This window comes from Haloplanus natans DSM 17983, from assembly GCF_000427685.1.
In the GTDB taxonomy this organism is placed as follows: domain Archaea; phylum Halobacteriota; class Halobacteria; order Halobacteriales; family Haloferacaceae; genus Haloplanus; species Haloplanus natans.
In genome coordinates this window covers 2,672,289-2,692,522 of sequence record NZ_KE386573.1, presented here as the reverse complement: position 1 = coordinate 2,692,522, position 20,234 = coordinate 2,672,289, and the positions used below count along the sequence as shown (strand labels likewise).

17 protein-coding genes, 1 tRNA gene, 2 rRNA genes and 1 pseudogene are annotated in these 20,234 nt (G+C 65.4%); 14 read left to right on the top strand and 7 right to left on the bottom strand.

What is annotated here, in order from left to right; genetic code table 11:
• Nucleotides 1–12 precede the first annotated feature (12 nt).
• The 4 genes from HALNA_RS15950 (at nucleotide 13) to HALNA_RS15935 (ending at nucleotide 5,212) form a co-directional block, all read left to right on the top strand.
• Nucleotides 13–84, top strand: a tRNA-Ala gene (locus tag HALNA_RS15950).
• 215 nt (nucleotides 85–299) lie between these two features.
• Nucleotides 300–3,220: ribosomal RNA gene (locus tag HALNA_RS15945) — 23S ribosomal RNA — on the top strand.
• Between the two features lie 120 nt (nucleotides 3,221–3,340).
• A 5S ribosomal RNA gene (rrf, locus tag HALNA_RS15940) occupies nucleotides 3,341–3,462 on the top strand.
• A gap of 175 nt (nucleotides 3,463–3,637) precedes the next feature.
• Nucleotides 3,638–5,212: a hypothetical protein gene (locus tag HALNA_RS15935; protein WP_049937326.1), complete on the top strand. Its 1,575-nt coding sequence runs from the start codon at nucleotides 3,638–3,640 to the stop codon at nucleotides 5,210–5,212.
• Nucleotides 5,213–5,221: 9 nt separating this feature from the next.
• Here HALNA_RS15935 and HALNA_RS15930 read toward each other — a convergent pair whose 3' ends face one another.
• Both HALNA_RS15930 and HALNA_RS15925 read right to left on the bottom strand, forming a co-directional pair.
• Nucleotides 5,222–5,596 carry a hypothetical protein gene (locus HALNA_RS15930; protein WP_049937325.1) on the bottom strand — a complete coding sequence of 125 codons (375 nt, stop codon included), beginning with the start codon at nucleotides 5,594–5,596 and terminating at the stop codon, nucleotides 5,222–5,224.
• Entirely contained in the window at nucleotides 5,593–5,886 is a 294-nt protein-coding gene (locus tag HALNA_RS15925; RefSeq protein ID WP_049937324.1) for a hypothetical protein, read from the bottom strand. Before HALNA_RS15925 ends, HALNA_RS15930 begins: the two co-directional genes overlap by 4 nt.
• Nucleotides 5,887–5,994: 108 nt before the next feature.
• Between HALNA_RS15925 and HALNA_RS15920 the strand changes: the two are divergent.
• Nucleotides 5,995–7,213: pseudogene (locus HALNA_RS15920) on the top strand (redox-regulated ATPase YchF).
• Here HALNA_RS15920 and HALNA_RS15915 read toward each other — a convergent pair.
• Nucleotides 7,210–7,713, bottom strand: a complete 504-nt coding sequence (locus tag HALNA_RS15915; protein WP_049937323.1) for a CinA family protein — start codon at nucleotides 7,711–7,713, stop codon at nucleotides 7,210–7,212. The pseudogene HALNA_RS15920 and the gene HALNA_RS15915 overlap by 4 nt on opposite strands.
• Nucleotides 7,714–7,812: 99 nt before the next feature.
• On the opposite strand from HALNA_RS15915, the gene HALNA_RS21710 reads away from it, so the two are divergent.
• The 3 genes from HALNA_RS21710 (at nucleotide 7,813) to HALNA_RS15900 (ending at nucleotide 11,114) form a co-directional block, all read left to right on the top strand.
• Entirely contained in the window at nucleotides 7,813–8,715 is a 903-nt protein-coding gene (locus HALNA_RS21710) for an NAD(P)-dependent oxidoreductase (RefSeq protein WP_049937322.1), read from the top strand.
• A 105-nt stretch (nucleotides 8,716–8,820) separates the two neighbouring features.
• The gene (locus tag HALNA_RS15905) at nucleotides 8,821–10,407 is read left to right on the top strand and encodes a methyl-accepting chemotaxis protein (RefSeq protein ID WP_049937321.1); all 1,587 of its coding nucleotides are present in this window, start codon (nucleotides 8,821–8,823) and stop codon (nucleotides 10,405–10,407) included.
• On the top strand, nucleotides 10,407–11,114 hold the full coding sequence (locus tag HALNA_RS15900) for a bacteriorhodopsin (RefSeq protein ID WP_049937320.1): 708 nt from the start codon (nucleotides 10,407–10,409) through the stop codon (nucleotides 11,112–11,114). The genes HALNA_RS15905 and HALNA_RS15900 overlap by 1 nt, the downstream gene beginning before the upstream one ends.
• A 16-nt stretch (nucleotides 11,115–11,130) precedes the next feature.
• Here the strand turns inward: HALNA_RS15900 and HALNA_RS15895 are convergent, their stop codons facing one another.
• Nucleotides 11,131–11,562, bottom strand: coding sequence for a VOC family protein (locus HALNA_RS15895; RefSeq protein ID WP_049937319.1), 432 nt, complete (start codon nucleotides 11,560–11,562; stop codon nucleotides 11,131–11,133).
• A 117-nt stretch (nucleotides 11,563–11,679) separates the two neighbouring features.
• Here HALNA_RS15895 and HALNA_RS15890 point away from each other — a divergent pair, with 117 nt between their 5' ends.
• Nucleotides 11,680–12,081: an aldehyde ferredoxin oxidoreductase N-terminal domain-containing protein gene (locus tag HALNA_RS15890; protein ID WP_049937318.1), complete on the top strand. Its 402-nt coding sequence runs from the start codon at nucleotides 11,680–11,682 to the stop codon at nucleotides 12,079–12,081.
• Between the two features lie 25 nt (nucleotides 12,082–12,106).
• Here the strand turns inward: HALNA_RS15890 and HALNA_RS15885 are convergent, their stop codons facing one another.
• Nucleotides 12,107–12,448: a cupin domain-containing protein gene (locus tag HALNA_RS15885; RefSeq protein ID WP_049937317.1), complete on the bottom strand. Its 342-nt coding sequence runs from the start codon at nucleotides 12,446–12,448 to the stop codon at nucleotides 12,107–12,109.
• Between the two features lie 86 nt (nucleotides 12,449–12,534).
• Between HALNA_RS15885 and HALNA_RS15880 the strand changes: the two genes are divergently transcribed.
• The 4 genes from HALNA_RS15880 (at nucleotide 12,535) to HALNA_RS15865 (ending at nucleotide 16,559) form a co-directional block, all read left to right on the top strand.
• Nucleotides 12,535–13,431: an ABC transporter substrate-binding protein gene (locus HALNA_RS15880; protein ID WP_049937316.1), complete on the top strand. Its 897-nt coding sequence runs from the start codon at nucleotides 12,535–12,537 to the stop codon at nucleotides 13,429–13,431.
• Complete coding sequence (locus tag HALNA_RS15875) at nucleotides 13,432–14,424, top strand: ABC transporter substrate-binding protein (RefSeq protein ID WP_049937315.1); 993 nt, start codon at nucleotides 13,432–13,434, stop codon at nucleotides 14,422–14,424.
• A gap of 177 nt (nucleotides 14,425–14,601) precedes the next feature.
• Nucleotides 14,602–15,594, top strand: coding sequence for an ABC transporter substrate-binding protein (locus HALNA_RS15870; RefSeq protein WP_049937313.1), 993 nt, complete (start codon nucleotides 14,602–14,604; stop codon nucleotides 15,592–15,594).
• Nucleotides 15,591–16,559: an ABC transporter substrate-binding protein gene (locus tag HALNA_RS15865; protein ID WP_049937312.1), complete on the top strand. Its 969-nt coding sequence runs from the start codon at nucleotides 15,591–15,593 to the stop codon at nucleotides 16,557–16,559. The genes HALNA_RS15870 and HALNA_RS15865 overlap by 4 nt, the downstream gene beginning before the upstream one ends.
• Here HALNA_RS15865 and HALNA_RS15860 read toward each other — a convergent pair.
• On the bottom strand, nucleotides 16,556–17,152 hold the full coding sequence (locus HALNA_RS15860) for a hypothetical protein (RefSeq protein ID WP_245576040.1): 597 nt from the start codon (nucleotides 17,150–17,152) through the stop codon (nucleotides 16,556–16,558). The genes HALNA_RS15865 and HALNA_RS15860 overlap by 4 nt on opposite strands.
• Nucleotides 17,153–17,294: 142 nt before the next feature.
• Between HALNA_RS15860 and fdhF the strand changes: the two genes are divergently transcribed.
• Nucleotides 17,295–19,427 carry a formate dehydrogenase subunit alpha gene (gene fdhF, locus HALNA_RS15855; RefSeq protein WP_049937311.1) on the top strand — a complete coding sequence of 711 codons (2,133 nt, stop codon included), beginning with the start codon at nucleotides 17,295–17,297 and terminating at the stop codon, nucleotides 19,425–19,427.
• Here fdhF and HALNA_RS15850 read toward each other — a convergent pair.
• Nucleotides 19,424–20,194 (bottom strand): hypothetical protein, encoded by a 771-nt coding sequence (locus HALNA_RS15850; protein WP_049937310.1) that lies wholly within the window; start codon nucleotides 20,192–20,194, stop codon nucleotides 19,424–19,426. The two genes, fdhF and HALNA_RS15850, sit on opposite strands and share 4 nt — an antisense overlap.
• Between the last annotated feature and the right edge of the window lie 40 nt (nucleotides 20,195–20,234).

Below are 20,234 nucleotides of genomic sequence, written 5' to 3'. Positions count from 1 at the left end.
TCCGCAAGGACCGGGCCCGTAGCTCAGCGGTAGAGCACCTCCTTTGCAAGGAGGACGCCCTGGGTTCGAATCCCAGCGGGTCCATGCCGGATCGCCGAATCGCCCGACGCGAACCACGCGGCTTAAGTGGTCGAGGGCACTCGGTTGATCCACGCAAGACCGATGCACCATCCCGCGTAAGCGCGGATGGGAAGGGTCGAACGCCCTCGCGTCCACGAGAGCGTTATGACACCGTATGTACGTGCGATCCAGGCGTCCACTGGACCCGACAGTTATCCGGGTCACTAGTGTGACATCCATCAATCTGGCTACTGTGCCAGCTGGTGAATGGCTCGGCTCGAGAGCCGACGACGGACGTGCCAAGCTGCGATAAGCCTCAGGGACCTGCATGGAAGGAAAGAACTGAGGATCTCCGAATGGGAATCCCCTCGCAATTGCCTCGCGCAATGGGGAACGTTCCGAATTGAAACATCTCAGTAGGAACAGGAAGAGAACGCAAACCGCGATCCCGTTAGTAACCGCGAGTGAACGCGGGCCAGCCCAAACCGAATCTCTCACGAGACATGTGGTGTAGGCTGACGATCACCGTCCGACCGATCCCGAGAAGTCTCCTGAAACGGAGCGCGATACAGGGTGACAGCCCCGTATCGGGATACAGTACGACGCGAGTCAGTCCACGAGTAGCGGGGATTGGATATTCCTCGTGAACGTCCCGGGCATCAACCGGGAAGGCTAAACACTCCTCGAGACCGATAGCGAACAAGTAGCGTGAGCGAACGCTGAAAAGTATCCCGAGAAGGGAACTGCAATAGAGCCTGAACTCAGCTGGCGATCGAGCGACGGGGCATACAAGGTCCCTCGACGAACGACCGTGGGGCGACCCACTAGTAGGACTCGAGGGAAGCCGATGTTCCGTCGTGCGTTTTGAAAAACGAACCAGGGAGTGCACTTGCTTGGCGAGTCTAACCCGACCATCGGGGAAGGCACAGGGAAACCGATATGGCCGCAGTCTTCATTCGAAGACCAGGGCCACCGTGTTCAAGCGCGGGGAGTCAAGCGGGTGCGACCCGAAACCGGGTGATCTACGCGTGGGCAGGGTGAAGCGTGCCGAAAGGCACGTGGAGGCCCGTTAGGGGTGGTGTCCTACAATACCCTCCCGTGACCTATGCGTAGGGGTGAAAGGCCCATCGAACCCGGCAACAGCTGGTTCCAGCCGAAACATGTCGAAGCATGACCTCACCCGAGGTAGTCCGCGAGGTAGAGCGACCGATTGGAAGACCCGCCTCCGAGAGGAGTCGGCCTTCCTGTCGAACTCCGAACTTGCGGACGCCGTAGACGGTGGGAGTCCGGTGTGCGGGGTAAGCCTGTGCACCGTAAGGGAGACAACCCAGCGGTAGGTTAAGGTCCCAAAGTGTAGACTAAGTGCGATCGAAGGTGGTCCCGAGCCCTAGACAGCCGGGAGGTGAGCTTAGAAGCAGCTACCCTCTAAGAAAAGCGTAACAGCTTACCGGCCGAGGTTCGGGGCGCCCAAAATGATCGGGGCTCAAGTCTACCACCGAGACCTACCCGTGTCCATCACAGGACAATCGCGTAGGCTGGCACGCTGCTCGGACGGAAGCACGGGCGAGAGTTCGTGTGGACCGAGCAGTGACGAAAATCCTGGTCATAGTAGCAGCGAGAGTCGGGTGTGACCCCCGACGGCCTTACGAGCAAGGGTTCCTCGGCACTGTCAATCAGCCGAGGGTTAGTCGATCCTAAGTCTCGCCGTAATTCGACCGAGACAACAGGGAAGCTGGTTAATATTCCAGCACCACTACTCACCGAAAGTCGACGCTTTGGGGACAACCGAGCCGGGCCTTCGCCCGGTCGAATCGAGCACCGCCGTGGAAGCCGTAACGGCAGGAAGCGGCCAACTCTCGAGATAGCGCAAGTCGGTCGTACCTAGAGCCCGTGAAAAGACGAGAGTAGTGATCGTACCGAGATCCGACACAGGTGCTCTGCCGGCGAAAGGCAAGGCCCGTCGGGAGCAACCGGCGTTAGGGAATTCGGCAAGTTAGTCCCGTACGTTCGCAATAAGGGATGCCTGCTCCGGAGAGGAGCAGGTCGCAGTGACTCGGGCGCTCCGACTGTCTAGTAACAACATAGGTGACCGCAAATCCGCAAGGACTCGTACGGTCACTGAATCCTGCCCAGTGCGGGTATCTGAACACCTCGTACAAGAGGACGAAGGACCCGTCAACGGCGGGGGTAACTATGACCCTCTTAAGGTAGCGTAGTACCTTGCCGCTTCAGTAGCGGCTTGCATGAATGGATCAACGAGAGCGCCACTGTCCCAACGCTGGGCCCGGTGAACTGTACGTTCCAGTGCGGAGTCTGGAGACCCCCAAGGGGAAGCGAAGACCCTATAGAGCTTTACTGCAGGCTGTCGCTGAGACGTGGTCGCTACTGTGCAGCATAGGTAGGAGGCGGTACATAGGTACCCGCGCTAGCGGGCCACCGAGCCAACATTGAAATACTACCCGGTAGTGACTGCGACTCTCACTCCTGGCGGAGGACACCGGTAGCCGGGCAGTTTGACTGGGGCGGTACGCGCTCGAAAAGATATCGAGCGCGCCCGATGGTTTCCTCATCCGGGTCGGGAACCCGGAAGAGAGCGCAAGAGCACAAGGAAGCCTGACAGTGATCTTCCCAACGAGGATCGCTGACGCGAAAGCGTGGTCTAGCGAACTTACGAGCCTGCTTGTTGCGGGCCGTAAATGACAGAAAAGCTACCTTAGGGATAACAGAGTCGTCACTCGCAAGAGCACATATCGACCGAGTGGCTTGCTACCTCGATGTCGGTTCCCTCCATCCTGCCCGTGCAGAAGCGGGCAAGGGTGAGGTTGTTCGCCTATTAAAGGAGGTCGTGAGCTGGGTTTAGACCGTCGTGAGACAGGTCGGCTGCTATCTATTGGGGGTGTGAGGTACTTGACGGGAACAAGCGTATAGTACGAGAGGAACTCCGCTTGGGTGCCACTGGTGTACCGGTTGTCCGAGAGGGCAGTTGCCGGGCAGCCACGCACCACGGGGTAAGAGCTGAACGCATCTAAGCTCGAAACCCACCTGGAAAAGAAGTACCACCGAGGACACTCGTAGAAGACGAGTTCGATAGACTCGGGGTGTACGCGTCGAGGCAACGAGACGTTCAGCCCGCGAGCACTAACAGTCCAAGCCACATTCATCATGACTCGCACTGTGACCCGATGCTGTCGGGTCCAGGCGTCAACTGGATCGCACGTACATACGGTAATCGACCCTACCGACGCTGGCGTGACGACGGTTCGATTCCGTCGGTCGGCATGAAGGCGGCCAGAGCGGCGGGGACACACCCGTACCCATCCCGAACACGGACGTTAAGCCCGCCTGCGTATCGGCCAGTACTGGAGTGCGCGAGCCTCTGGGAGATCCGATTCGCCGCCTCACCATTCATACTTCATTCACATTCGAGAGCGACGCGTCTGGTCGTCACTTCGTAACTCTCAGGAGCGATATCGCACCGTAATCCGGATTAAATCGGATTTAATCGGGCTAAAACCCTCCAAACCCGGCTTCAGCGCATTCCCGATTTAACGGGGTGTAGCCCGTGGCCTCGACCGGCATGAACGCAAAGCGAACTGGTGCGATACTGATGGCCGCGCTGTTGCTGGTGTCGGCGGTGGCGCCGGCGGCGGTGGCGGCACAGACGGCGGAATCGCTGTCACTGGACGTGACACAGGACGAAACGGGTGGCGTGACGATCACCGTCGCGGACAACGGAACGGCAGTGGAGAACGCGACGGTGAACGTGACCGCGGCGGCGAGCACGACGTACGCCGACGCGGGCGAGTACGACACGGACGCCAACGGGACGGTGTCGTTGGCGGCGCCCGACGAGCCGACGACGGTCACCGTCGAAGCGAGTTACGACAACACGACCGTCTCGGAGACGGTCGACCTCGACCCCGCCCTCGGCATCGACATCGAGGGGGCGGCCGACGGTTCGGTCGTAGTGACAGTCACGCGCGGTAACGACACGGTGGAGAACGCGACGGTGAACGTGACCGCGGCGGCGAACACGACGTACGCCGACACGGGGGAGTTCGAGACGGACGCCAACGGGACCGTCACGCTCGCCAATCCGGAGAACCCGGTTGAACTGACGATCACGGCGACTGACGAGAACGACACGGCGTCGACGACGGTGGCCGTCCAGCCGGTCCAGACGCTCGCCGTGGGCGTCGACCAAGCCGACGACGGGACGGTGACCGTCTCGGTCGGTCGCCTCGGTGAACCGGTCGCGAACGCGACGGTGACCGTGGAGGCTAAAGGGAACAGTTCGTACGCGGCCGCAGGCGAGTACGAAACCGACGACACCGGGACGGTCGTGCTCCCCGCACCGTCCGAGGAAGTCACGGTGACCGTCGTCGCGACGGCGGACGACGACACGGCGACGACGACGGTCGAACTCGAACCGGCCGAATCGGTCGGGCCGTTCGGCCAGATCGTCTCTGCGTTCGTCGACGCACTGAAAGGGGCCGGCTTCACCGGAATCGGCTCGCAGGTGTCCGACTTCGTGACGAGCAACAACCCGTCGAACGCGGGCAACTCCGAGGCCGTCTCGCCGCCGGAGGCGGGCAACAACGCGCCGGTCACGCCGCCGGGGCAGGAGAAGAAAAACGAGTCCCGCGTCGTCCCGGCGACCCCGCCGGTCGACAGTCCGGGGAACTCCGAGTCGGCGCCAGGTCAGTCCGGTGCGGACGACGACGACGCGCCCGGCAACTCGGAGTCGGCGCCGGGTCAGTCCGACGACGAGGCTGACGAGAACGAGGACGACGCGCCCGGCAACTCGGAGTCGGCACCGGGTCAATCCGACGACGAGGCTGACGAGAACGAGGACGACGCACCCGGTAACTCGGGGTCCGCACCGGGTCAGTCCGACGACGAGGCTGACGAGAACGAGGACGACGCGCCCGGCAACTCGGGGTCCGCACCGGGTCAGTCCGACGACAGTGACGACGACAGCGACGAGGCTGACGACAGCGACGAGGCTGACGACAGCGACGAGGCTGACGACAGCGACGAAGAAGACGAGAGAGACGACGACGATTCGAACGGTAACGGCGGCGGCAACGGTAACGGCGGCGGCAACGCCGGCGGCAACGGTAACGCCGGCGACAACGGCAACGGCCGATAACTGAGACGGTCAGCGCTCCTTTTCACGCCGACGCTGTCGGTTGACGGCGGCGTCGAGTGTCGTCGTCGCGCAGTCGGCGAGTTCGGCCGCCCGGTCGACGGCGACGTTTCGCGTTCGGACGGCGGCGGCCGCCCCGGCGACGACGAGCGGATCGGTCACCCGTCCGGGATGCCACGCTCGGTCGTCGAGCGGGCGACCCCTCTCGGCGGACAGATAGGTGACGGTGAGCATCGCGGCAGCGAGCGGTGTCGCGGTCCGCGGCCCGCTGCTCGCGTCGCGTCGTGCCACACCGTCGACGGCGCCCGCTAACGCCAGCGCCGGTCCGGGGTCGTCCCCGACGAGTGCTCGGTCGATAGCGGCCGCTCGAATCTCGTCGAGGGTCATGGTGCCGTGAGGGCGTGATCGACGACGGTACCGTCGGGCCGCAGTGTCACCGTTCCGAGTTCGACGCGTTCGCCCGCGTCGGCCACCCGGTCGACGGCGCGAAGCGTCTCGCCGCGGTCGAGAAGGTCCCAGACCGCCTCCTCGACCAGTCGTTGGAACGCGTCGCGGTCGCTCCACGCGGCTTCGAGGGCGGAGGGGACGTGGACCAGAAACCGGAACGCGTCGTCGTCGACGCCGATACTCACGCCGAAGGTGTCGGCGGGGGACGCGCCGTCGGAGGCGTCGGCCATGCCCACGCTCGGTCGTCCGGACGAATAAGCCGGTCGGTGTGGGTGTGAGTGACAGCCGGATGGCGACGCGATGGCGGCGTTTTTGACCGCCGACGGTGGAGGGAGAGTATGAGCTACGCCATCGGACTCGTCGGCAAGTCGACGTTTTTTAACGCGGTCGTCAGAGCGAAGCTCTGACGGGCCGCAGGATCGCACTGCGATCCTGCGACGGCGACGATGAACGACGTACCGGAGGGCGCGTATCCTTTCACCACCATCGACCCGAGCGTGGGCGAGGCGTACGTTCGGGTCGAGTGTGCGGCCCCGGAGTTCGACGAGACGTGTACGCCGAGTGTTGGCTACTGTGACGACGGGACGCGGTTCGTCCCCGTCCAGCTGGTCGACGTCGCCGGACTGATTCCCGGCGCCCACGAGGGAAAGGGTCTCAGCAACCAGTTCCTGAGCGACCTGAACGAGGCCGACGTGCTGGTCCACGCCGTCGACTTCTCGGGCAAGCGGACAGCGAGGGTGAACCCACGGAGGGCCACGACCCCCGCGACGACATCGACTTCCTCGAGGACGAACTCGATATGTGGTATCCGGGGATCCTGAAGAAAGGGATCGAACGCTTCGAGTCGAAGTCCCACGGTGCGGACGCGAGCATCGAGGCCGATCTCGCCGAGCAGATGAGCGCGTTCCGGACGAACGAGGACGAGATCAAACGGATCATCCTCTCCGAGGGACTCGACCTCGATCCGGGGACGTGGGACGAGTCGGACCGCGAGTCGCTGGCCCGCGAGATTCGCAAGCGCACGAAGCCGATGGTGATCGCGGCGAACAAGACCGACGATCCCGCGGCCGCGGCGAACTTCGCGGACATCGCTGCCGATCCAGACTACGACCACCTTCCCATCGTCCCGGCGAGCGCACACGCGGAGAAGGCACCGAAAGCGGCCGACGAGGCGGGGCGGGTCGACTACACGCCCGGTCACGACGATTTCGAACTCGTTGGGGACGTGAGCGCGGAGCAGGAAGCGGGGCTGGAACGGATCGGATCGCTGCTCGACGACCACGGCGGGACGGGCGTTCAGTCGTCGCTCGAGGCCGCCCTCTTCGACGCCCTCGATCTCATCGCGGTGTTTCCGGGGGATCGACGAGCGAGAAGGGGTCGTTCCGCGACTGTTTCCTTCTGCCCGACGGCTCGACGACCGAGGACTTCGCGAACCACATCCACACGGATCTGGGTAATGCGTTGCTCCACGGCGTCGACTGCCGGTCGTCACGACAGATCGGCGGGGGATACGTTCTCGACGACCGCGACGTGATCGAACTCGTGACGACGACCTAATCCAGTGCATCCTCGACGGCCCGCAGCGCCCACCGTGCGCTCTCGGCTTTGACCGTCGAGCGGTCGCCGTCGGCGACGCGGCGTTCGGCGCGGACGAAGGAGTCTTCGGTCCCCCACGGGGCGGCGTAGGCGACGCCGACGAAGACGAGGCCGACCGGTTTGTCCTCGGTTCCGCCCCCCGGCCCGGCGATGCCGGTGGTGGAGACGCCCCATGTCGTCCCGGCGTCGTCGCGGACGCCGCGGGCCATCTCGCGGGCGACGGGGGCGGAGACGGCGCCGTGAGCGTCGAGTGACTCCCGGGAGACGCCGAGGCAGTCGAGTTTGGCGTCGTTCGAGTAGGCGACGACACTCCGGTCGAAGTAGTCGCTGGAGCCGGGCACGTCAGTCAGCAGCGACCCGACGAGGCCGCCGGTGAGCGATTCGGCGACGGCGATAGTCTCGTCGCGCTCGCGCAGACGACGGCCGAGGCGGCGTTCGACGGCGGTGTCGGCGTCGGTCATACCCGTCCCTTTGACGGCCAGACGCATCAAACGGTCCCCGCTCTCGACGCCGGTTCCCGGTCCGGCCCTTTTATGTCGGGCGAGCGGTGTGAACTGAATATGGTGGACGAGACAATCGCATTCGTCGGACTCGGGATCATGGGTGGACCGATGGCGAAGAACCTCCTCGACGCGGGCTACACCGTGGTCGGGCACAACCGTTCGCAAGGGCCCGTCGACGACCACGTCGCCGCCGGCGGGGAAGCCGCCGAGACGCCGAAGGAGGCGGCCGAACGCGCCGACGTGACGATCATGTGTCTGCCGGATTCGGACGTGGTAAGCGAGGTCATGCGGGGCGAGGAGGGCGTCCTCGCCGGCCTGAGCGAGGGCGACGTGGTCATCGACAACTCGACTATCTCGCCGATAGTGACCGAAGCGCTCGCCGAAGAGGTACGGGAACGCGGCGCCCGGATGCTCGACGCCCCGATCAGCGGTGGCGAGGAGGGCGCCATCGAGGCGTCGCTGTCGATCATGGTCGGCGGCGACGAGGACGTTCTGGAGGCGTGTCGCCCGATCCTCGACGCGATGGGCGAGACGATCACGTACTGTGGCGACAACGGTGCGGGACAGGTCACGAAGGCGTGTAACCAGATCGTCGTCGCGGGGACGATGGAGGCCGTCAGCGAGGCGTTGGTCTTCGCGTACAAGGCCGACGCGGACCTCGAAGCCGTCGTCGACGCCATCAGCGGCGGCGCGGCCGGCTGCTGGACGCTCGACAACCGCGCGCCCAGCATGATCCAGGGCGACTTCGAACCCGGCTTCTTCGCCGACTACCAGTACAAGGATCTCCGCATCGCCACCGACGCCGGCGAGGCGTACGAATCGCCGATGCCCCAGACGGAACTCGTCCACGAGATGTACAAATCGATGGTCGCGACGGGTCGTGGCAAGGACGACAACTCCGGCGTGATGCAGGTCATCGAGGATCTGGCGGGTGTCGAAGCGCGGGTCGAGGACGACTGACCGCGTCGGAGCCGACCGATCCCGTCGACGCCGTCCGTCCAGTTACTATCTGTGAAAATCGAGTGACGCCGTTTATGTCGATCCGCCCGTATCGGCGAACGGTGTATGTTCGTCGGAGCAATCAGGCGCCGATACGGTGCGAAGTTGGGGCTCGGCTATATCGCCACCGGGGCGTTCATCGTCGCGGTCGGCACGGTTACGAACGACGTGGCGGCGACGGTCGTCGCGTCCATCGCGGGGTTGTTGACCCTCGGATCGATCAACGCGGCGGAGACGATCGCGAGCGTAACTGAGATCTCCGCACAGACCGCCCGCGTCGCTGACGGCGATCTGGAACGGGAGGTCGCCTCCTCCCGAACGGACGAGTTCGGCCAACTCGCCGGCTCCATCGACCAGATGCGGCAGTCACTCCGGCAGCGCTTGGCGGAGATGGAGGAGACTCGATCCGAACTCGACGACGCCAAGGCGGAAGCCGAACGGGCGGAGGCGGAGGCCCGCGAGGCCGAACGCGAGGCGCGCGACATGGCACAGGACTACCGGCGTATCGCCGAGCAGTACGGGGAGACGATGGAGCGGGCGGCCACGGGCGATCTCACACAGCGGCTCGACACCGACACCGACTACGACGCGCTGGAGACGATCGGCCTGTCGTTCAACCGCATGATGGACGACCTGCAGGAGACGGTCGAAACCGTCGCCGACGTAGCCGACCGAATCGACACCGACGCCGAGGAAATGACGGATATGAGCCGGACGGTCGAACGACAGGTCACGGAGACGGTCGAGACCGCGTCCACGATACGGACGCAGTCGTCGGAGCAGCGCGAGGAACTGGAGTCGGTCGCCGGCGATGTCGATACGATCAGCGCGTCCGCGGAGGAGATCGCGGCGACGGTGAGCGACCTGTCGGAGCGGGCCGACGAGGTGGCGACGGCGAGCGACGACGCGCGGACGTCCTCGCGGACGGCCATCGAGGAGATGAGTCGAATCGAGGAGGAGGCCGAGCAAGCCGTCGAGCGGGTCGAGACGCTCCAGAGCCGGATGGACGAGATCACCGAAATCGTCGACATCATCTCCGACATCGCCGAGCAGACGAACATGCTGGCGCTGAACGCCTCCATCGAGGCGGCCCGCGCCGGCGACGGAGCCGGCGGTGGTGCCGTCACCGGCAACGGGTTCGACGTCGTCGCCGACGAGGTGAAGTCCCTCGCCGAGCAGACGGGAGCGCGAGCGAGCGAGATCGCCGACATGATAGAGGAGCTCTCCGAACAGACGGAGGAGGTCACCGTCTCGATCCGATCGACTCAGGAGCGGGTTCGTGCCGGCACCGACACCGTCGAATCGACGCTCGGCGACATCGAGACGATCGCCGATTCGATCGACGACGTCTCCGCGTCGCTCGAGGAGATCCGGCAGACGACGACCGATCAAGCCGATACCGTCCAGAGCACGGCGGCCTCCGTTGAGGCGCTCACCGACCTCAGCCGGGATACGGCCGAGACCGCCGCGGAGACGGCGACCCGTATCGAGGACCAGGAGGAAGTGGTGTCGTCGATTTCGGCGTCGCTCCGGACCTTCCGGGAGACGGTGGTGACACAGCTCCAAGCCGACATCGACGCGTTCACCGTCGATGCCGGTACCGCCGCCACGCCAAGGCCGACCGCCGCCGCGACCGACGGGGGTGACCGCTGATGGACCCCGTCACGATCGCGTACGCCCTGGCTGCCGCCGCCTTCCTCGTCGGCACCGGTGTAGCCGCGATACTGTACGTCTCCCTCGAGGGCTCGGATCATCAGGGCCCGCTCGCCGGACTCATGATCATTCCCGGCTTCGCCGGCCTCTCGTACGTCGCGATGGCGCTCGGTATCGGTACCGTCGAGTTCGGTGGGACGACGCTCGTCGGCTTCCGGTACGTCGACTGGATCGTGACGACGCCGCTGCTCGTCGGATACATCGGCTACGTCGCCGGTGCCTCGCGTCGAGCGATCGCCGGGATCATGCTGGCGGACGCGTTGATGATCGCCGCCGGCGCCGGTGCGGTAGCCACCGGCGGGTTGCTCAAGTGGTCGCTTTTCGGCGTCTCGGTGCTTGCGCATCTCTCCCTGTTCGGGTTCTTGTACGTCGTGTTCCCGCGGAGGGCCCCCGACGCGCCGATGCAGCGCGGCCTGTTCAGCCTGCTCAAAAACCACATCGCACTCCTCTGGATCGCCTACCCGTTCGTCTGGCTGATGGGGCCCGCGGGCCTCGGGTTCGCCGGCTTCGTCGGCGTCAGCCTCACGTACGCCTTCCTCGACGTGTTGGCGAAGGTGCCGTACGTCTACTTCTTCTACGCCCGGCGTCGTGTCTTCACCGACGTGGTGACGACCGACATGGGGAACGCCCCCGCCCCGGCCGACTGATCGCCGCCCCCGCGGTTCACTCCACGTCGTCGTGATCCATGAGCGACCGTGGTCGATCCGCGGGCGCGGGGTCGTAGGTGATGATTTCGAGCAAGTTCCCCGAGGGATCGAGGAAATAAAAGCCCTCGAACGTCCCCCAGTCGTAGGGGCCCTGTTTCGGGAACTGACCCTCCAGACGGTCCATCAGCGACTGGTAGGTGTCGCGGTCGGTTTCGAAGGCGACGTGGGCCTTATCGAGGGGATGTGCCAGCCCCTCGTCGTCCCACTTCTCGGCTCGCCCCGTCTCCATGAGCGTCACGACCGTCCCGGCGTCGGTTTCGAACATGACGTGAGCGCCCTGGAAATCCTCCGGTGGGCGCAACAGGTCGAGGCCGAGTACGTCCCGGTAGAACTCGTACGCGGCGTCTAGGTCGTCCACGTCGATGTTGATGTGGTCGACGGCGTCCATGCCTCTACTGGCGAGGCGCTCCGGATATAGGTTTTCCTCGTGTGGCCCGCCTCCCTTCGTCGGGGCGATGCGACACGTGCACGGTCCCTTGCTCTCCGTCGACGGTAGTGCGCGCCAGTGGCACGCCGAGGACGCTCGGGACGCCGCGGGACGTTCGTCGGCGGTCGGGGACTCGGCACCCGACTGGCCTACGAGCGCATTTCCTTCGACGCCGACCCGCTCGGGTCGACGAAGCGACTGATTTTCGCCGCGGGCAACTTCGTCGGCACGGACCACTCGGCGGTCGAGATTACGGGCGCGAGCGACGACCGCCTCGCCGTCCACGTTCGGGACGGCGGCGTCGACTTGGAGCGTGGCTTCAACGACCGTCGGGGTCGTGACCGCGGTGACGACGACGCGCTCCCGTACGCGCTCGACGGGCTCGCGGCGGCGCTCGACGCGTACTACGACCGGCGCGGCTGGAACGAGGACGGAACGGTGCCGGTCACGCGATGTGACCGGCTCGCCGGGTCCGGGTGACTGCGCGAGAGCGGTGCGGAGACGACTACGACTGTTTCCAGTCCGGGTCCGAACGAGGCGGCGAGAGGACGCCGATGCCGACCGCGGGTTCGTCGCCGCGGTTCTCCGCGCCGTGGAGTTCGTTCGCGGTGAACAGATACGAGTCGCCCGGTCGGAGCGTGATCTCCTCGTCTTCGGTGATCGCCGTCAGAGTCCCCCGAATCATGTATCCGATCTGTTCGTTGTCGTGCCGGTGGACGGGGAGTGTGGCTCCCGGTTCGACTCGCCAGTGTTTCATCGACGCTTGCTCGCCGGCCGCGAGGTCAGCGAGATACACGCCGTCTGCGACCTCCTTGCCGTCCGCTCGTTCGTCGTTGATCCGCCTCATTCGATGTCCCCACATGCCCGATACTATGGGTAATTAATAAAGGTTCCTGAGGAAATTTTATATGAGTCTGGTCGTACGCATGTCGTATGTCAGCATCCAAGGCGATCACGGTGTTTCACCTGCCGTTCTCGTTCATGCTCCCGCAGCGCATCGCGGCGGAACGTGGTTACTTCGCCGACGAGGGGCTCGATGTCGACCTGGTCGAGCGCGACCGGACCTGTGTGACGAACAAGTACATCCCGGCCGAGGAGACGCTCACCGGCGACAACGACGTGGACCTCTACCCCATCTGCAAGTGGGAGAGCCTGAAGCGGACGTGGGAGTTCGACGACGGCCGCATCGTCGCCAAGGGGACGTTCGCGGACCAGCCGTACGCGGTGTTCGTGCGCCCCGACTCGGGCATCGAGGGGCCGGCCGACCTGGCGAACGTCCCCGTCGGCGTCAACCGACGCACCGGACAGGAGTACACGGCGATTCGCGCCCTCGAGGAGCACATGGACGAAGACGAGGTGGTCATCGAGGGCCACGGGATGCCGACCGACCGACTTCGCGCCCTCCGCGACGGCGACGTGGACGCCGTCACGCTCCTCGACCCCCACATCACGCTCGCCGAACACCTCGGCTTCGAGAAGGTGTTGGAGTTCGAGAACCACATGGGCGTCGTCGGCGCGGAGGCGCTGGAAGGCGAGACGCTCGACGCGTTCATGCGTGCGTACCGCCGCGCAGTCGAGGAAATCAACGCCGACCCCGACGCCTACCGCGACCAGTATCTCGACATGCTCTGGAAGGACGAGGAAGTCGCCCCGGACCTCTTCGACGACGTGGACGTCGACGCCGTCCGCGACTCCATCGAGGTGCCCGAGTACGAGGTGCCCGAACTCGCGGACCGCGAGGACCTCGACTACCACCTCGACTGGATGAAACGGCGGCAGTTGATCGACGACGACGCCGACATCGACGCCATCGTGTCGCCGCTGCGGTGAATGAACCGGGACCACGTCGACACACAGCAGGCCGCGTTCGACGCGTACCACGGCGACCCGGGTGACCTGCCGACCATGCGCGCCCGGTTCGAACACAACGGGAGCCCCCGGTATCTCCTCTACGCCATCAAGTGCTTCGGCTTCGACCACGACCACGGCGTCCACCTCGACGTGCGCCTCGTCACCGACGAACTCGAAAGTGGCATGGAGACGATTCGCCACCGACTCGACGGGGGCGGGACCGACCTCGTCGACACCGACTACATCTCCGTCGCCCGCGAGCGTGCCGAGGGGGCGGACATCGTCGCCGTCCACCCGTACGGCCGGACCGTGGGCGGCCTCGTCGCCCCCGAGGATTCGGACATCGACGGCCTATCGGACCTCCCGGGCACGCGTATCGGCGTCACCCGCCGTCTCGACAAGAACTGGATTCTGACGCGGGCGGCCTGCCGGGAGTATCACGATTTCGACCCGGCGGAGACGGTCACACTCGTCGAGGCCGACTCGCGTGACGGTCTCACGCGCATGATTCGCGAGGGCGACGTCGACGCCGGCTTCCAGTTCTGGCCGCTCGTACCCGAACTCACCCGCACCGGGCCCTACGTCGAGGTGTTCCCCGTCTCCGCGCTGGTCCAGCGACTCGCCGGCACCGACGACGAACTCCCCATCGCCACCTTCCTCACCGGCGAGTCGTATCTCGACGCCCACCCCGAGGCAGTGCGTGGCTTCCGAGCGGCCGCCCGGGACGGGGCCGACCGCCTCCTGACCGACGACGACCTCTGGGTGGAGATCGGCGAGCGCCTGATGCGAACCGACGACCCGACGGTGGTGCGCGCGGTGCGTGACGGCTGGCGGGAGATGGTCGTCCGCGACTGGGACGAGGCGCGCGTCGACGGGATGTATCGCCTCTTCGACCACCTGCAGTCCGTCGCCGGTACCGAGGCGCTCGGCGTCGACGAGATTCCGGACGGGACGCTCCGACCGGACGCGTGAATCTCGGCTATCATTTGAACGTTTCCAAGGAACTTTTATCAGGGTACAGTCGTACCCTGCGGGTATGCCGACCGACGAGACCATCGTGGCGCGCTGTCGGACACCCTCCGAGAGCGACGCCGGACGTGACGGCCCCGAGTCGACGCGACGGACGACCGCATTTGCTCCCGTGGGCCGATGAGTCGGGACCACGTCGACACACAGCAGGCCGCCCTCGACGGGTATCACGACGACCCGGGCGACCTGCCGACCATGCGCGCCCGGTTCGAACACAACGGAAGCCCCCGGTACCTGCTCTACACCATCAAGCGCTTCGGCTTCGACCGGGACCACGGCTTCCATCTCGACGTACAACTCGTCTCCGACGCCCTGGAGGACGGCATCGAGACGGTCGAAGCCCAGTTGCAGGAGGGTCACGCCGACCTGATCGACATCGACTACATCTCCATCGCCCGCGAACGCGCCGAGGGGGCGGACATCGTCGCCTTCCACCCGTACGGCCGGACCGTGGGCGGCCTCGTCGCCCCCGAGGATTCGGACATCGACGGCCTGACCGACCTGTCGGGCAAGCGCATCGGCGTCGTCCGTCGACTCGACAAGAACTGGATTCTGACGCGGGCGGCCTGCCGGGAGTATCACGACTTCGACCCGGACGAGACGGCGACGCCGGTCGAAGCCGGGTCGAAGGTCGAACTCACGCGCATGATTCGCGAGGGCGACGTCGATGCCGGCTTCCAGTTCTGGCAGATCATCCCCGAGATTACGGAGACGGGCCCCTACGAGAACGTCCTGCCCGTCGCCGAGTTGGTCCAGCGCCTCTCCGAGACGGACAACAAACTCCCAATCGCCGCCTTCCTCACGAGCGGGGAGTATCTGGACGAGCAGACCGAGACGGTGCGGGCGTTCGCGGACGCGTACCGCGACGCGGTCGACAAACTCGTCGAAGACGACGACATCTGGACGGAGATCAGCGAGAAGCTGATGACCTACGACGACCCCGACGTAACGTGTGCGGTGCGTGACGGCTGGCGGGAGATGGTCGTCCGCGACTGGGACGCCGAGAGCGTCGACGGGATGTACCGACTGTTCGATCATCTCAAAGCCGTCGCCGGCGCCGAGGCGCTCGGCGTCGACGAGATCCCCGACGGGACCTTCGAGGTCGATCCATGACGGAAACCGTCACCTTTCAGTTGAACTGGGAACCGAACGGCTTCCAGGCACCGTACTTCCTCGCACGCGAGGCGGGCTTCTACGCCGACGAGGGCTTGAAGGTCGAGTTCGTCGAGGGCCACGGCTCGCCCTTCGCCGCCGAACAGACCGCGAAAGGTCGGAGCGACCTCGGCCTCTCCGGTGGGAGCGCCGTCCTCTCGGTGCGGAGCCAGGGACTCGACCCGTTGGCCGTCGCCGCGGTCAGCCAGAAGACGCCTGCGACGGTCTACACCCTCCGTGACGCCTTCAGCGAACCGTTCACCGAGCCCGAACAGCTTCGCGGACGCGTCGTCGGGCCGTCGGCGACCAAGACCCGTATCCTCACCCTGCAACTGCTGGAGGATCGAGGTATCCGCGACGAGGTCGAGGTCAACGACGTGCAGAAACACACCCACCATCGCGTCGAACACCAGTTGCTCGACGGCGACGTCGACGCCGCGGTGGGCGTCGTCACGAACGGGAAGGAGCTCGAACGCGAGTACGACCGGGTGGCCGACGAACTCCTCATCGGGAACTACCTCGACGTCTACGGGATGACGGTCGTCACCAACCCCGAGTTCGCGGCCGACAACTCCGAGACGATCCGATCGTTCCTGCGGGCGACCGCTCGCGGATGGGAGCTGGCAACGAACGAGCCCGACCGCGCCATCGACGCGCTGATCGCCCGCAACGCCCAACTCGAACACAACCGCGAGGTGGAGCGGATGAAGTTCCTCGCCTCGGCGGAGGACCTCCAGTTCACCGAGTTCGTCCGCGAGGCGGGGTGGGGTCACTTCGACGGCGGGCGCTGGGAGAACCTGGCCGAGATGCTCGCCGAGACGGACCTGTTGGAGTCGCCGGTCGACCCCGACGACGCGTGGACGAACGAGTACGTCGACGACGCCGAACCGGTGATCGCGAACTACGCCGATCGGATCGGCCGCTAGTCGGTGCCGAGGCGCCACAGCGCCCGATACACCGTCCACACGTCACGGTCGGTCCGGTCCGCGACGGTGCGGACCGCCTCGACGTAGGTCCGGTACGCGGCGGGTGTGACGGTGTCGGGATACGGGTCGGCCAGTTCGTCGGCCGCGCGCAGGGCCTCCCACTCCCGCCGTCCGACGGCGACGTAGTCGTCCGGATGCGTAAACGCCAGGAACGCGGAGGCGACGGGCACGTCGACACCGACCAGCGTGGTCAAGGCGTCGAGTTTTCGGTCGAGCGTCGTCGCTTCGATGGCCCCGTGGATGGCGTCGACCATCGCCTCGTAGTCGTTGTCGAGGAAGCGTTCCTCCGCGTCGCGTCGCTCGGGGTCGGACCGGAGCTCACGGCGGTGATACCACTGGACCGGCCACTCCGCGTCGCGGCGGCCGAAGTCCTCCGACGTGAACGTGCGCGGGACGGTCTCGACGTGTTCGCGTTCGACCAAATCGAACGGCTCGCGCTGTCCGTACTCGGCTGCGAGGTCGTCGATCCGTTCGCGGGTGAGGTGGATTGTGGTTTCGTTTCCCCCGTCTGGCCGTTCGCTGTAACTGGTCATACGAACGTATTCGTCCCCCGATGGGTCAACGTTTCCCCGACGCCGTATTTGCCCCAATCGGGACTTTTAGGCCCCGATGACGGGGTTTCGCACGGTACTGGATGACAACATTGATGATCCACCGCGGTGATTTTTACATACAATGTCATCCGAATCCAGCGGCGAATCCGACGGGCCGACCAAAACCATCTGCCCGTACTGTGGAGTCGGGTGCGGCATCCAGATTTCACAGGACGAGGACGGTGAGGTAACCTTCCGACCGTGGGCGGACGCGCCGGTCAACGAGGGGAGCATCTGTATCAAGGGCGGCGCGGCGACGCAGTCGGTCAACCACGACGAGCGGTTGACCGACCCGCTGATCCGCGGCGACGACGGCGAACTCCACGAGGCGACGTGGGAGGAGGCCTACGACCGGATCATCGACGAGATGGAGGGTATCCGCGACGAGTACAGCGCGCAGGCGATGGGCTTCTATGGCTGTTCGAAGGCCATGAACGAAGAGAACTACCTCATCCAGAAGCTCGCCCGGCGCTACGGTACCAACAGCGTCGACACCTGCACGCGGATGTGCCACGCCTCGACGGTGTACGCGCTCAAGAACAGCCTCGGCGAGGGCGCCATGACCAACAGCATGGAGGACTTGGAGGATGCCGCCGACGTGTTCTGGATTCAGGGCGCCAACCCCGGCGAACAACACCCCATCGCCAACAGCCAGTACTTCCGGCAGGCCGTCCTCGAGGGGGCGACCGTCATCCAGGTCGATCCCCACGCCAACAAGACGACGCAGTCGTTCGAAGTCACCGAGACCGACCGCCACATGCATCTCCAGCTCGAACCGGGCACCGACATCCCGCTTCTCAACGTCGTCATCAAGACGGTTCTGGAGAACGACTGGGTCGACGAGGAGTTCGTCGCGGAGCGCACCGAGGGCTTCGAGCACCTCGAAGAGACCTTGGAGGACTTCGACAAGGAGGCGGCCGCCGAGGAGTGTGGCGTCCCCCTCGAAGACATCGAACTCGCCGCCGAGAAGTACGCCAAGGCGAACAACGCTGCCATCTTCACCGGCATGGGGATGAGCCAGCACACCTGCGGCGTCGACAACGTGCAAAACGAGATCAACCTCGCCTTGATCACGGGGAACCTCGGCCGTCCCGGCACGGGCGTCAACCCGCTTCGCGGCCAGAACAACGTTCAGGGTGCCTCCGACGTGGGCGCGATGCCGAACGTCCTCCCCGGCTACCGTGACGTGTCCGACCCCGAGGTCCGCGCGGACGTCGAGGAGGTCTGGAACTTCGAGATTCCGTCCGAACCCGGTCTGACGAACGTCGAAGTGTCCCACGAGATCGGTGACACCATCCACGGCCTCTACATCATGGGCGAGAACCCCGTGATGAGCGAACCCGACACCAACCAAGTCGAAAAACGGATGGAGGAGTTGGACTTCATGGTGGTTCAGGACGTCTTCCCGACCGAAACCGCCGAGTACGCCGACGTGGTCCTGCCCGCCACCTCGTGGGCCGAACGCGACGGCACCGTCGTCAACACCGACCGCCGCACCCAGCGGATGCGCGGCGTCGAGAAGGTGTATCCGAACACGAAAGACGACCTCGAGATCCTCTGTGACGTGGGCAACCGCCTGTTCGGCGACGGCAGCTTCGACTTCGAGGGCCCCGAGGACGTGTTCGAGGAACTCCGCCAGGTCGCGCCCATCTTCCACGGCATGACCTACGATGTCCTCGGCGAGGAGGGCGTTCACTGGCCCTGCTACGAACCCGGCGACGAGGGTGACCCGTACCTCTACGAGGACGGATTCACCACCGAGAGTGGCCGCGGACAGATCGAGGGCGTTCGTCACCAGCCGCCCAAGGAGGTGCCCGACGAGGAGTACCCGCTCATTCTCACCACGGGTCGGATCATCGAACATTACAACACGGGGACGATGAGCCGTCGGTCCGCGACGCTCACCCGCGTCGAACCCGAGAACTTCGTCGACGTCCACCCGAACGACGCCGAGACGTACGGGATCGAGGACGGCGACTACGTGATGCTCAAATCCCGTCGCGGCGAGATCAGGGTGAAAGCGCAGGTCACCGAGGACATCAAGGAGGGAACGGTGTGGACGACGCCGCATTTCGCCGACTCGGCGGGGAACCGTCTCACCAACGACGTGCTCGACGAGCGTGCGAAGATTCCGGAGTACAAGGCCGCCGCGGCCAAAATCGAGGTCGCCGTCGATACGGACGCCGCCGACGCGGACGCGCCCGCCGACGACTAGCGGTCGTCCAGATCCTCGATCAACCGCACGTCGCAGTCGACACACGTCGCCATCAACACCCGTTCGGATTCGGTACAGCAGGTTTCTACGGTTTCGGTCTCTTCGTTGTCGAGGTCACCGCCACACAGCGGGCAGTAGTCGAGGAGTTTGCGCAGATCACGGAGCGTCGCCACCCGCCCGTCGGCGTCGAGCGACGCCCACGACTCGCCGCCACGCTCGGCCAACACCGCCGCGGCGGCGGCATCGGCCAGGAGCGCGGATTCGGAGAGCCACTGCCTGAGGCCGCCGTCGACGACGTACGCCACGTCACCGGGGACGCTCGACGCCCCGTCGACGCCGAGCAGCGTCGCCACGTCGTCGTCGGCCACGCCCGCGGCACGCAGCGACTCGATCCGGTCGTCCCACGCCGACGCGAACCCCGCGACGAGACGGCCGCCTTCGGGCGTCGCCCGGACGGCGACTCCTTCGACCGGGTGGAGCGTCTCGCGGAGTTCTCCCTCCTTCCCGAACAGTTCGAGCAGCCAGGGAGGGAAGTACCGGACGGTGAGTTCGGGCGTCCCGGGAACGAGATAGCCACGAAAGTAGATGGCGCCCAGGCCGCCCGTGAGGACGAACAGCCCGCCGAGCGGTGTGAGGACCACCGAGACGACGGCGGCGGCGACGAGAGTGAGACAGAGGTTCACGACGGTACACGGGAAACAGCGGTTCTCGCCCGTGTACTCCGGACGCCGTAGGCGATCGCCGACGGCGATGAGTTCGTTACGCATCGCTCCCTTCTTGGGAGTACGTCTCGAAAAAGGCTGTGTG